Below are 12,711 nucleotides of genomic sequence, written 5' to 3'. Positions count from 1 at the left end.
TGATCCACGTGATTTCGCGCTGTTTGCGTTTGGTGGGGCAGGGCCGTTGCATGCGGTCGCGCTGGCGCGTGAACTTGCCATCCCAAAGGTGCTGATCCCGGCCCGCCCCGGCATCACCAACGCGCTTGGCTGCGTGGTGGCGGACCTGCGGCATGATTTTGTGCGGACGATCAACCAACCGCTGGACATCGCCGATATCGCCAACGTCCACGCCATTCTTGCCGCACAACAGGCCGAAGGCAGCCGCCTGATCCGGGCGGAAAAGATCACCCTGACCGATCTGCGCACCGAGTTTTCGGCCGACATGCAGTTTGTCGGACAAACCCATCTTCTGCGCGTGGCCCTGCCATCCGCAATCCCCAGCCGGGCCGAGCTTCAAACCCTTTTCGAAGCGGCATATCATGCCCGCTTCCGGGTCGATCTGCCGACTATCCGGGCGAACCTGGTGAACCTGAACGTATCGGTGATCGGTCGGCGGGCGGAGCTGGATCTGTCGCGGCTGATCGATCCCAACGGGCGCAAGGCCATTGCCACACCGTCCGACACCCGGGCCGTGTGGTTCGGTGGCTGGGTAGATACGCCGGTGTATTGGCGCGATCACCTGCCGCTGGATCTGCACCTGATTGGGCCGGCGATCATCGAACAGATGGACACGACCAGCATCATCGACCCCGGCTGCACCGTGACATCCGACCCGGATGGCAACTTGATCGTGGACCTCCCGCATGCTTGACCCCGTTACCCTTGCTGTCATCCAGGCCGGCCTGCAGCAGGTCTGCGACGAGATGGACCTGACGTTTTCACGGGCCGCCTTCTCGCCGGTCATTGCCGAGGCGAACGACCGTTCCGACGGCATCTATTCAGCGACCGACGGCAGCCTCATTGCGCAGGGTTCCATGGGCCTGCCGGTGTTTGTCGGCGTGATGCAGTTCTCGACCCGGACGATCCTTGAACGCATCGCCGAAGGGATCACCGGCGCGCCCGAACCGGGTGACATCTACATCGTCAATGATCCCTATCTTGGTGGCACCCACCTTATGGACGTGCGTTTTGCGATGCCGGTTTACCGGGCTGGTGAAATCTTCTGCTGGCTTTCGAACACCGGGCATTGGCCCGATACCGGCGGCGCTGTACCCGGCGGTTTTTCCGCCTCGGCGATCAGTGCCGAGCAGGAGGGGTTGCGGATTCCGCCGGTGAAGCTGTTCAAGAAGGGCCGGATGGACCGGGAAATCTACCAGATCATCTGTTCCAATATTCGCGTGTCAGAACAACGCATTGGCGACGTGACGGCGCAAGCCTCGGCCTTGCTGGTTGGCGCAGAACGGCTGGGGACGCTGCTGGACCGCTACGGCGATGCGACGGTGACAGAGGCCATTGCCGAAATGCGCCGACTGGCCGCCAGACAGATGCGCGCGATGATCGGGCTGATCCCGGACGGCAGCTATCACAGCACTGCAATCGTCGACAGCGACGGCGTGGTGAACCAGCCCCTGACCATCGCGCTGACGGTGACCAACGCCGATGCAAGCCTTACGTTTGATTTCGCAAAGTCATCGCCGCCCTGCATGGGGCCGATGAATTCGGTCCGCGCCACGACGCTGTCTGCGGTGTACCTTGCGATGCGCCACATCTTTCCCGATGTGCCGATTTCGGCGGGGGCGTTCGAGCCACTTGTGGTCACCGGTATCGAGGGCACGTTCCTTGATGCGCAGTATCCGCGCCCGGTTTCCGGCTGTGCCGCCGAAGTCAGCCAGCGGATTGCCGAGGCGGTGTTTGCGGCCCTGGTGCAGCCGTTGCCCGACCGGGTGACCGCAGCGCCAGCGGGCACTTCGGGCAACTTTGGCCTTGGCGGGTTCGATCCCGAGCGGGGCCGCGACTATGTGATGTACCAGATTTCCGGCGGCGGTTATGGCGGCAATGCGCGGCATGACGGGCTGTCGAACGGGTGTTCCACCATCGGCATTTCCAAGGCGCCGCCGGTGGAGATCATGGAACAGACCTACCCGGTGCTTTACCGCCGATATGCATTGCACGAAGGGTCGGGCGGGGCGGGGCAACAGCGGGGCGGGTTCGGCCTTGACTACGAGATTGAACTGTTGCGCGGCGAGGCGCGGGCCAGTTTCGTGATGGATCATGGCCGGGTCGGGCCGCAGGGCGCGCTGGGTGGGCGGGATGGTGCTGTGAACCGGGTGGAGGTGATCCGCGATGGGGTGACCATGATCCCGCCGCACCTTTCGAAGGCGCAGGATATTGCCTTGAAGCCGGGTGACCGGGTGCGCGTGCGTACCCCCGGCGGTGGGGGTTACGGCCCGGTGGCGGCGCGTGACCCGGCCCAGATCGCCGAGGATGTCCGGCTGGGCCGCTATAGCGCGGCGGAGGCGAAGCGGCTTTGGCCCGGGGGGTGAATCTCTGGCATCGTTCGGTGGGTTAACGCGATGAAACCGCACGCTTTTCCTGATCTTCCCTGCGTCTTCTTTTCGTCTTCCCTGCGTCTACATCGCGTCTACACGTGCGGATGCCTCAGATTGCGTTAACCATGAGCCGGTTTTCGCATCAGTCCCCGGTCATTCAGCGACGTGCAGCGTGGTCTTGCGCTTGCCCGTCACAGCATCTTCCAGTGCTGTCAGGCGGCCTTGCAGCAAAGCCATATCAACCTTGCCCTGCTCGATCCGTTCGGCCAGAACATGGGCTTCGGGGCTTTCCGGCTCGGCTTCCTTCTTGCCGATCATGCGGCTGAAAAGCCAACTTATCGCGCGCGAAAAGTCATCCATGATCAGATAGAAGGATGGCACCACGACCAGGCTGAGCACGGTCGAGACGATAATCCCGCCGATCACCGCGATCGCCATCGGCGCGCGGAACGCCCCGCCTTCGCCGATGCCAAGTGCGGAGGGCAACATGCCCGCCGACATCGCGATGGAGGTCATCACGATCGGCCGTGCCCGTTTGTGCCCGGCCTCGACCACAGCAGCGATCCGTTCCAGGCCGCGGACGCGCATTTCAATGGCAAAGTCGATCAGCAGGATCGCGTTCTTGGTCACGATCCCCATCAGCATCAGGATGCCGATCAGAACCGGCATCGACAGCGGATTGCTGGTCAGGATCAGGGCCCCTGCCACGCCGCCGATGGCAAGGGGCAACGACAGTAGGATGGTGAACGGCTGCAGCACCGACTTGAACAGCAGGATCAGCACCGCCAGAACCAACATCAACCCCATGATCATCGCATTGCCGAACGAGCTTAACAGTTCGGCCTGAACCTCGGCGTCGCCAGCGGGGGCCACCCTGACAGATGCGGGCAAGGTCACCGAGGCCACGATTTCGTTGAAACGGGCGGTGGCGGTATCAAGCGCCACCCCGACCGGCAGGCTGGCACCGATCGAGGCGATACGCTCGCGGTTAAGGCGCTGAACCGTGGCGGGGCCTTCGGCGATTTCAACATCGGCAACGGCGGACAGCGGGACCGTTGTGCCGGTGGCCGTTGCAAGACGCAGCGAGGAGATGCGCGAAAGATCCTCGCGCCACGAATCCTTGAGGCGCACCCGGACCGGGATCAGGCGGTTGTCGATGGAAAGCTTGGCCAGCGACGAATCGTAATCGCCGATGGTTGCAACCCGCACCACGGCGGCGATCTGCTGGGTGGTGATGCCCAGACGAGCGGCCTCTTCAAGCCGTGGCGTGATCTGGATTTCCGGGCGGGGCAGGGCGCCTTCGGATGCGACGTTGGCCAGCAGCGGCTCGCCCGCCAGTGCCGCTTCGAGCTTTTGCACCGCGAGGTTCAGGTCGGCCTCGTTGGAAGACAGGATCGAGAAGTTGATGTCGCGCTCGCCCCGGTCATTCAGCTTGAACGTCCGCACGTCGGGCACGGATTTGAGGCGCTGGAAGATTTCGGCCTCGATTTCGTTCTGCGGGCGCAAGCGTCCGTTGGCTGCGGCCTGCGGCAGGAATGGCCCGATCAGCGGCAGGGCCTGCCCGAGATCGGAGAACTTGCGTGTAAAACCGTTGTCCAGCCGGTCCAGCACGACCGAAACGCTGGCGCGACGGACGTCGATATCCCCGGTCGGAGAGGAGCCGCCGATGACCAGCACGCTTTTGACCCCATCAACGTCCTTGATGGCGTCGCGCATCGCGTCGGTGGTGATGCGGGTCTGATCGATGCTTGATCCTGGCGGCAGTTCCACCGAGATTGACACCCGGCTGACGTCTTCTGGCGGGAACAGGCTGCCGGGCACGCCCAGCATCGCCTTGACCGAAAAGCCCACCACGATCACGGCGACAATCAGGGTCACGTAATACGTCGGGAACCGCCAGTTCAGCCACGGCAGGCGCCGCACTTTGGTGGTGGTGCTGACCATCCGCATATAGCCGCGCATGACCAGGCCGTCCTTGGCGTTGTGTTCGTCCGCGTCCTTGGCGCTCATCAGATAGGCGGCCATCATCGGCGTGATCAGGCGTGCGACCAGAAGCGAAAACAGCACTGCAATGGCGACCGTCATGCCGAATTGTCGGAAGTACTGGCCGGGAATTCCGGGCATAAACGACACCGGCACGAACACTGCCACGATGGTGAAGGTGGTGGCGATAACGGCCAGACCGATTTCATCAGCGGCCTCGATCGCGGCGCGGTAGGGGGTCTTGCCCATGCGGATATGCCGCGCGATGTTCTCGATCTCGACGATTGCGTCATCCACCAGAATGCCGGTGGCCAGCGTGATCGCAAGGAAACTGACGAGGTTCAGCGAGAAGCCAAGCAGGTCCATCACGAAGAACGTCGGCACTGCGGACAGTGGCAAGGCCACGGCGGTGATCAGGGTGGCGCGCCAGTTGCGCAGGAACATCAGCACCACCAGAATGGCCAGCAAGGCGCCTTCCAGCAGGGTGTCGATGGCGGCTTCGTAGTTGCCGTAGGTATAGAACACGGTGTCATCGATCATCGTGATCTGGACATCGGGATGTGCGGTGCGAACGGTGTCGAGGGCGGCGTTGGTGGTTTCGGCAACGCTGACCTCGGAGGCGCCCTTGGAGCGGAACACCGCGAAAGTGACCGCCTCGCTGCCGTTGAAGCGGCTGAACGAGCGGACTTCCTTGTAGGTGTCGACGATCTGGCCAAGATCCGCCAGACGGACGTGACGGCCTGAGGCAAGGGCGATGGTCGTTGCAGACAACTGGTCCACAGTGCCCTGATCGCCCAAGGTGCGGATCGCCTGTTCGCCTGCGCCAATCTCGGACCGGCCTGAGCCGAGGTCGGTGTTGGTGCGGCTGAGTTGCGAGGATACGTCCTGAGCGGTGATGCCAAAGCTGTTCAGCTTTACCGGATCAAGCTCGATCCGGATTTCGCGTTCTGCCCCGCCGTAGCGGTCTACCCGGCCAATGCCGGGGCGGCCCTGCAAAGCGCGGGTCACGGTGTCGTCCACGAACCATGACACTTCTTCCAGCGTCATGCCGGGGGCGGTCACCGCGAAGTTCATGATCGCCTGACCTTCGATGTCGATGCGCGTGACGATGGGCGCTTCGATCTCGCCGGGAAGATCGCCGCGGATGCGGTCGATGGCATCCTTGACGTCCTGCACCGCCTTGTCGGTGGGCACTTCCATGCGAAACTCGACGGCGGTGGTGGACACGCCGTCGGTCACCGAGGAATTGACGTTCTTGACACCGGTGATCCCGGCCACGGCGTCTTCGATCTCCTTGGTGACCTGGGCTTCCATTTCGGCAGGAGCGGCGCCGGGCTGTGCGACAGTCACCGCCACCAGCGGCACGTCGATGTTCGGGAACCGGGTGATCGGCAAGCTGACGAAGGACTGCCAGCCCAGCACCATCAGCATGAAAAATGCCAACAGCGGTGCAACCGGATTGCGGATGGCCCAGGCTGAAAAGTTCATCGCAGTTCCCTCAGTTTGTTGCAGCCACATCCAGAACCGGGTTGATCCGGTCGCCCGATCGCACGAATGCGCCGGCTTTGCTTACGACGGTGTCACCTTCGGCAAGCCCTTCGAGGATCTCGACGAAACTGCCGTCGCGGATGCCGATCTTGACCTCTACCCGTTCAACCAGGCCATCTTTCACCCGCATCACGGTGGTGCCGGACTGATCCGAACCGACAGCGGTCACCGGAACGGACACGGCCTTGCGTTCGTCGACCAGAATCTCGGCCTCGACAAACATGCCGGAGCGCAGCATTTCGGGATCGTCGATGGCAATCCGGGCGCGGCCAAGGCGGGTTGTGGCGTCGATCGTTGGTTCCACCAGCCAGATCGTCCCGGTCAGCGCCGCGTCGGTTCCGGCGGCGTGCAGAACGGCCTTTTGTCCAACCTTGAGGCGCAGCAGGTCGCTTTCGGCGATGTCGGCGCGCAGTTCAAGTGCTGCGTCGCGGACGATCACGAACATGGCTTGCCCGGAGGCCGTGGCAATTCCGCCGATGCGGGCGTTGCGTTCCACGATCTTGCCTGCCACGGGGGCGCGCACTTCGGTACGGGCCAGCTGCAGATCAACGTTTTCAAGTTGGGCTTCGGACAGATCCAACTGCGCCTTTGCCGCGGCCAGGGTTTGCCGCGCCACCATCACGCGGGCATTTGCCGACACCGCATTGGCATTCGCAGTATCCGCCGCGGCCTGCGTTGCCGTGCCTTGTTCACGAAGCTTTTTCGTACGGTCGGCAACACGCTGGGCTTCGGCGGCGTTTGCTTCGGCTTCCAGAAGCTGGGCGTCGGCCTGAGCGATCGAGGCTTTTGAAGACGCGAGCGAGGCCAGTGACTCGCTGCGCTGCAGCTCCAGCGTGGTGTTCGACAGCACGGCAAGAACCTGCCCCTCGGTCACCAGATCACCGACTTCGACCAGCAGTTTTTCCAGCGGCTGGCCTTCGATCAAGGGCTGGACCTGTACCTCCTCGACCGGGCCAATCAGACCGGCAGCGATCACCCTGTCACGCAGCGTCCGGGCGGTCACCTCCGTGACGGTGATCGACGGCAGGACCACTTCGGTCGCATCAGGGGCGATGGGGGCATCTTCGGCGACGGCTTGCATAGCTGGCACGGCTGCCAGAAGGGCTGCGGTCAGGGTCAGGAAGGGGATCAGTCGCATTGCGGTTCAGCCTTTTGCCGTGTCGTTGGTGACATCCAACAGGGTCTGGTCAATGGTACGCAGGACAAGCCGAGCCAGATCAGCACTGGCCGGGCCGCATTGGCTGGCCCGCACCGTCGTGGACTTGATCAACAGGATCAACAGCTCACAGTGGCCAAGATAACGCGCTTGCGCCGCTTCCACAGTACGGCCAGTCACCTGCGCGAAGATGGCGGCAAGATGCCGCACGACGGCGACTTCCATGCGCATCGAGGCGGCCGCGATCTCGGGTTTGCGAATGGCGGCGGCGGTGATCTCGGCCCAAAGCTGGCCGTCATACTGGCAATCCTCAGTGATGCGCTGGATGATCTTGGCGCGCAGTCCGGCCATCGGGTCGACTGAGGCGCGGATTTCCACGAAATCGCGTTCGATCTCTGCCAGATCAAGGCCGACCATGCCCTCGACGATCGCCGCCTTGGATGGGAAATAGCGGTAGAAATTCCCCACGCTCATCCCGGCCGCGCGGGCAAGATCCTGCATCGAGGCACCATCAAAGCCTTTTTCAGCAAAGGCGTGGCGGACTGACGCGAGGATCTCGTGACCACGATCTTCGGCGGCTGAGAGCGGATGAGGCGGTGTGATTGTCAAGGCAGCGACTCGGAATGAACGTTCATTCACGGTTTTGCCGAAGTGACCGGTCTTGTCAAGTTTCGCGACAAGACTGCCACGCATCGCTTGGCTTTTCTGCCTATTTCGACCAAAGCATCGGCAGAAGCGAACAAAATGGGCAGCTGATGGCGGTGGGTTTCGGATTCTCAGTGAATGCAACCGACGGGCGGGCGCGCAGCGGTGTGATTGCAACGCCGCGCGGCGAGATCCGCACGCCGGCGTTCATGCCAGTGGGCACGGCGGCGACGGTGAAGGCGATGTTGCCGGACAGCGTGCAGGCAACGGGTGCCGACATTCTGCTTGGCAATACCTATCATCTGATGCTGCGCCCGACGGCGGAGCGAATTGCTGCGCTTGGCGGGTTGCACCGTTTCATGAACTGGGACCGCCCGATTCTGACCGATTCTGGCGGGTTTCAGGTGATGAGCCTTGCAAGCCTGCGCAAGCTTACCGAGGAGGGGGTGCGCTTTTCCTCGCATATCGATGGGTCCAAGCACCTGCTGACGCCCGAACGCAGCATGGAAATCCAGCGCCTTCTGGGGTCTGACATCGTGATGGCGTTTGATGAATGCCCGGCCTTGCCCGCGACCGAAGAGGCGGTGGCCAAATCGATGCGCCTGTCGATGCGGTGGGCGCAGCGGTCCCGCGATGCCTTTGGCGAGCGTCCAGGGCACGCGCTGTTCGGGATCATGCAGGGCGGTGTATCGCCGGAGTTGCGGGCGGAATCGGCGGCGGCGCTGACCGCGATCGGGTTTGACGGCTATGCCTTGGGCGGCCTTGCCGTGGGCGAGGGGCAGGACGCGATGTTCGGCGTGCTGGACTATGCAACCGACATGCTGCCCGCCGACAAGCCGCGCTATCTGATGGGGGTCGGCAAACCCGACGATATCGTCGGCGCGGTGCAACGCGGCGTCGACATGATGGATTGCGTGCTGCCGTCGCGATCCGGGCGCACCGGGCAGGCCTGGACGCCGCGCGGCCAGATCAACCTGCGCAACGCCCGCCATCGGGACGACCCGCGCCCGCTGGATGAGGGGTGTGCCTGCCCGGCCTGCACCGGCTATTCCCGCGCTTACCTGCACCATGTGGTCAAGGCGGACGAAATCATCGCGTCGATGCTGCTGACCTGGCACAACCTGCACTACTATCAGGTGCTGATGCAGGGTCTGCGCGATGCGATCGCGGGAGCGCGGCTGGACGCATTCGTGGCCGGGTTTCACGCGATGCGGGCGGATGGCGATATCGCCCCACTTTGATCGGCATCCGCAATCCGGCGCTTGATCCGGCTGAAGGCGATTGGCGTGACCCCCAGATAGCGTGCGATGTCGCCTTGCGGCAGACGCGCCAGAATGCCGGCACTGGTCGATTGCAGGTGGCGATACCGCGCCTCCGGCGACGCGCCGAGCAGGGCCGCCTCACGCGCCTGCTTGCGCCGCATCACCCAGGCGGTGAAGTCCAGATAGGCCCTTTGCACGGCAGGATCGCCGCTGACGGCCTGGGTCACCATGTTGCGCGGCAGACAGACCACCTCGCTTGGCTCCAGGCACCGCGCAGCGTAGCTGCTGGTGCTGTCGTCGCCATCGGTCGCGGCGAAAACGCCGGTGTCGACGATGAAGCTCTTGATCCATTCCTCGCCGTCCGCCGTGCCATAGGTAAGCTTGACCAGGCCCTTCTGCAGCACGAAGATACCCCCCACCAAATCGCCCTGTGCAAAGATCACGGCCGATCTGGCGCAGCTGCGCGGTCTCCAGCATGTGCGCCCGGACGTGGCCCCGCGCAGGGCCGCGATCAGACTTTGCGCTGCAGCACCGGTTTCTAAACTCAGGTTCACGCCAGACGCCTCATTTCGGCCTATTCCATCTCTGCGAATCTGATGCGGAGACCCAGATGTCAAGATTTTTGGATCGGCCCTGCAAGGTGCTGATCACCGGCGGCACTTCGGGGGTCGGCGCTGCCATGACGCGGGCTTTGCTCGGGGCAGGCCACAAGGTCGTGGTTCTGGCCCGCCGCGTCGGCGAGATGCCGGTCCAGCCGGGGCTCTTCACCCATGACTGCGATTTGTCCGATCCTGCCAGTATCGCCGCCGTGGCAACCGATGTGGCAAGCGCGCATCCGGACCTGCAGATCCTGATCAACAATGCTGGCGTGCAGCATGCGCTGACGCTGCTCGACCCTGGCTCGACCCCACAGATGCTGCAAGACGAGGTGATGGTGAACCTGCTGGCCCCGGCACTGCTGGTGCGCGCTCTGGCCCCCGGCATCATCGCGCGCGGAGGTGGGGCGATCGTGAATGTTTCATCCGGACTTGCGTTCTTTCCTAAGGAATGCGCGGGGCTTTACGCGGCGGCCAAGGCCGGGGTGCACAGCTTTACCCAAAGCCTGCGCTATCAGATGGAAGGTCAGGGCGTCGCGGTGATCGAGGTCATCCTGCCGCTGGTCGACACGCCGATGACGGCGGGGCGTGGCAAAGGCAAGATCAGCGCCGAGGCCGCAGCCACGGCGATCCTGCAAGGGCTTGCGCGCGGCAAGCCGGTGATCTGCGTGGGCGCGGCACGTGCCTTGCCTTTGATCCAGGCCCTCGCGCCGTGGCTGGGGCGGCGGATGTTGCGCGGATCATGAAAGACCTTCTGAAGATCGCGGCGATCCTTGCGATTGCCTTTGCCTCGACCTTTTTTCTGTTTGAACGCAGCGGGCTGATCACCGAGGCGGGCATCAGGTCCTGGCTGATCTGGCTGGATACGATCCATCCGGCCTGGGTGATCGGAACGGTGGTCATCCTGCTGTTGCTGGACATGCTGGTCGCCATACCGACGATGATCACCATCCTTCTGGCGGGGTTCATGCTGGGCCCCGTCCTCGGCGGGATCGCTTCCGCCACCGGCCTGATGGCCTTGGGCTGTGGCGGCTATCTGCTTGGTCACCGTTATGGCAGACCCTTCCTGCGCAGGTTCTACAACGACCCTGCGCGTCTGGCCGAGATCGAGGCGGCTTTCGCACGCAACGATCTGGTTGTGCTGTTCTGCTGTCAGGCGCTGCCGATCCTGCCAGAGCTCAGCTGCGTACTGGCGGGGATTTCACGCATGCCGCTGCGGCGGTTCTTGTTTGGCTATGCTGTCGGCGTCGTCCCCTTCGCGTTTATCGTGGCCTATGGCGGGGCGATCAGCGCACCCGACAACCCGACACCCGCGATCCTGATAGCAATCGGGGTCAGCGTGACGCTGCTTCTGTGTTGGACGGCCTTTGTTCGGCGCGGGGCCTGATCTGCGCGCGATCTGATCGCCGCAACACCCCGGGTCAACATCTACCGACAATCCGGATCATTCCCGTCTTGCGGCTGCTTGGCAGCGGGTGCATGCTGATGACGTTTTGGCGCCCGGACTTCTGGTGGTTGACAGCCCCTGTCCTCGGCACCAGATACAGTTGCCTGAAGGGAAGGCTCTTGTGCTGCCGATGATCGGGGCCGGGCCGTCCGCTGAAACGAAGGAAGCGTCATGACCACCGAGCTTTCACAAAGCTACCCCGTCCTCCCCCTCCGCGATATCGTGGTGTTTCCGCACATGATCGTGCCGCTGTTCGTCGGCCGTGAAAAGTCGGTCCGCGCGCTGGAAGAAGTGATGCAGGACGACAAGCAGATACTCTTGTCGTCGCAGATCGACCCGACGGTCGATGACCCGACCACGGATGGCATTTACCGCACCGGCGTGCTGGCGAATGTGCTGCAACTGCTAAAGCTGCCCGATGGCACCGTGAAGGTGCTGGTCGAAGGCAAAGCGCGCGTCAAGATCACCGAGTTTGTTGAAAACGTTTCGTTCTTTGAAGCAAAGGCTGTGGCGCTTGAAGAAACTGCCGGCGACAAATCGTCGGTCGAGGCGATGGTGCGTGCTGTCGGCGAGGAGTTCGAGCGCTATTCCAAGGTCAAGAAGAACATTCCCGAAGAGGCGCTGGCCGCGGTGTCCGACACGCGCGAACCGGCCCGTCTGGCCGACCTTGTGGCCGGTCACCTTGGCATCGAGGTTGGTCTGAAGCAGGACCTGCTGGAAACGCTGGACGTGGCTGAGCGGCTGGAAAAAGTCTAAGGCCAGATGCAGGGCGAGCTTTCGGTGCTGCAGGTCGAGAAGAAGATCAAGACCCGCGTCAAGACCCAGATGGAGCGGACGCAGCGCGAGTATTACCTCAACGAACAGATGAAGGCGATCCAGAAGGAACTTGGCGACGGCGAAGAAGGCCAGAACGAGGTTGCCGAGCTGGAAGAACGCATCAAGAAGACCGCGCTGTCGAAAGAGGCCCGCGAAAAGGCCGATGCCGAGGTCAAGAAGCTGAAGTCGATGTCGCCGATGTCGGCCGAGGCCACGGTGGTGCGCAACTACCTTGACTGGCTGCTTGGCGTGCCGTGGGGCGTGAAGTCCCGCGTCAAGAAGGATCTCGTCAAGGCGCAGGCGGTGCTGGATGCCGATCACTACGGTCTGGACAAGGTTAAGGAACGCATCGTCGAATACCTGGCGGTGCAGGCGCGGTCGACCAAGCTGAAAGGCCCGATCCTGTGCCTTGTCGGCCCACCGGGCGTGGGCAAGACCAGCCTTGGCCGGTCGGTTGCCAAAGCCACGGGGCGCGAGTTCATTCGCATCAGCCTTGGCGGTGTGCGCGACGAATCCGAAATCCGGGGTCACCGGCGGACCTATATCGGGTCCATGCCCGGCAAGATCATCCAGACGCTGAAAAAGGCGAAGACGACCAACCCTCTGATCCTGCTCGATGAAATCGACAAGATGGGGCAGGATTTCCGGGGCGATCCGGCATCGGCGCTGCTGGAGGTGCTGGACCCGGAACAGAACAACACCTTCGTCGATCACTATCTTGAGGTGGAATACGATCTGTCCAACGTGATGTTCATCACCACGGCCAACAGCTACAACATGCCCAGCCCGCTCTTGGACCGGATGGAGATCATCCCGCTGGCGGGCTACACCGAGGACGAAAAGCGCG

General features: G+C 63.1%; 9 protein-coding genes and 1 pseudogene. 6 read left to right on the top strand and 4 right to left on the bottom strand.

Annotated elements, in window-relative coordinates:
* Together RMO18_RS07920 and RMO18_RS07915 are read left to right on the top strand one after the other, a co-directional pair.
* On the top strand, positions 1-733 hold a 733-nt coding region (locus RMO18_RS07920), incomplete at its 5' end, for a hydantoinase/oxoprolinase family protein (protein WP_309665070.1).
* Positions 726-2,405, top strand: coding sequence for a hydantoinase B/oxoprolinase family protein (locus tag RMO18_RS07915; RefSeq protein ID WP_309665069.1), 1,680 nt, complete (start codon positions 726-728; stop codon positions 2,403-2,405). The genes RMO18_RS07920 and RMO18_RS07915, both read left to right, overlap by 8 nt.
* Positions 2,406-2,564: 159 nt before the next feature.
* Here RMO18_RS07915 and RMO18_RS07910 read toward each other — a convergent pair whose 3' ends face one another.
* Genes RMO18_RS07910 through RMO18_RS07900 form a run of 3 tightly spaced genes read right to left on the bottom strand, consistent with a single transcriptional unit; the run spans position 2,565 to position 7,707 of the window.
* The gene (locus RMO18_RS07910; protein WP_309665068.1) at positions 2,565-5,882 is read right to left on the bottom strand and encodes an efflux RND transporter permease subunit; all 3,318 of its coding nucleotides are present in this window, start codon (positions 5,880-5,882) and stop codon (positions 2,565-2,567) included.
* A gap of 10 nt (positions 5,883-5,892) precedes the next feature.
* Positions 5,893-7,080, bottom strand: a complete 1,188-nt coding sequence (locus RMO18_RS07905; RefSeq protein WP_309665067.1) for an efflux RND transporter periplasmic adaptor subunit — start codon at positions 7,078-7,080, stop codon at positions 5,893-5,895.
* A gap of 6 nt (positions 7,081-7,086) precedes the next feature.
* Positions 7,087-7,707 (bottom strand): helix-turn-helix domain-containing protein, encoded by a 621-nt coding sequence (locus RMO18_RS07900; RefSeq protein ID WP_309665065.1) that lies wholly within the window; start codon positions 7,705-7,707, stop codon positions 7,087-7,089.
* Between the two features lie 146 nt (positions 7,708-7,853).
* Between RMO18_RS07900 and tgt the strand changes: the two genes are divergently transcribed.
* Positions 7,854-8,984: a tRNA guanosine(34) transglycosylase Tgt gene (gene tgt, locus RMO18_RS07895; protein WP_309665064.1), complete on the top strand. Its 1,131-nt coding sequence runs from the start codon at positions 7,854-7,856 to the stop codon at positions 8,982-8,984.
* Here tgt and RMO18_RS07890 read toward each other — a convergent pair.
* Positions 8,945-9,559, bottom strand: coding sequence for a Crp/Fnr family transcriptional regulator (locus RMO18_RS07890; protein WP_309665063.1), 615 nt, complete (start codon positions 9,557-9,559; stop codon positions 8,945-8,947). The two genes, tgt and RMO18_RS07890, sit on opposite strands and share 40 nt — an antisense overlap.
* A 56-nt stretch (positions 9,560-9,615) precedes the next feature.
* On the opposite strand from RMO18_RS07890, the gene RMO18_RS07885 reads away from it, so the two are divergent.
* From RMO18_RS07885 to lon, 3 genes and pseudogenes are all read left to right on the top strand, one after another.
* The gene (locus RMO18_RS07885) at positions 9,616-10,347 is read left to right on the top strand and encodes an SDR family NAD(P)-dependent oxidoreductase (protein WP_309665062.1); all 732 of its coding nucleotides are present in this window, start codon (positions 9,616-9,618) and stop codon (positions 10,345-10,347) included.
* A complete protein-coding gene (locus tag RMO18_RS07880; protein ID WP_309665061.1) occupies positions 10,344-10,988 on the top strand; it encodes a VTT domain-containing protein in 645 nt (214 codons plus the stop codon). The genes RMO18_RS07885 and RMO18_RS07880 overlap by 4 nt, the downstream gene beginning before the upstream one ends.
* A 231-nt stretch (positions 10,989-11,219) precedes the next feature.
* Positions 11,220-12,711 (top strand): annotated as a pseudogene (lon, locus tag RMO18_RS07875) (endopeptidase La); the annotation flags it as partial.

The organism is Tabrizicola sp. (assembly GCF_031377265.1).
Classification (GTDB): domain Bacteria; phylum Pseudomonadota; class Alphaproteobacteria; order Rhodobacterales; family Rhodobacteraceae; genus JAUYQR01.
Note: the sequence above shows the minus strand (reverse complement) of the source record. Positions and strands in the feature narration are given on the sequence as shown.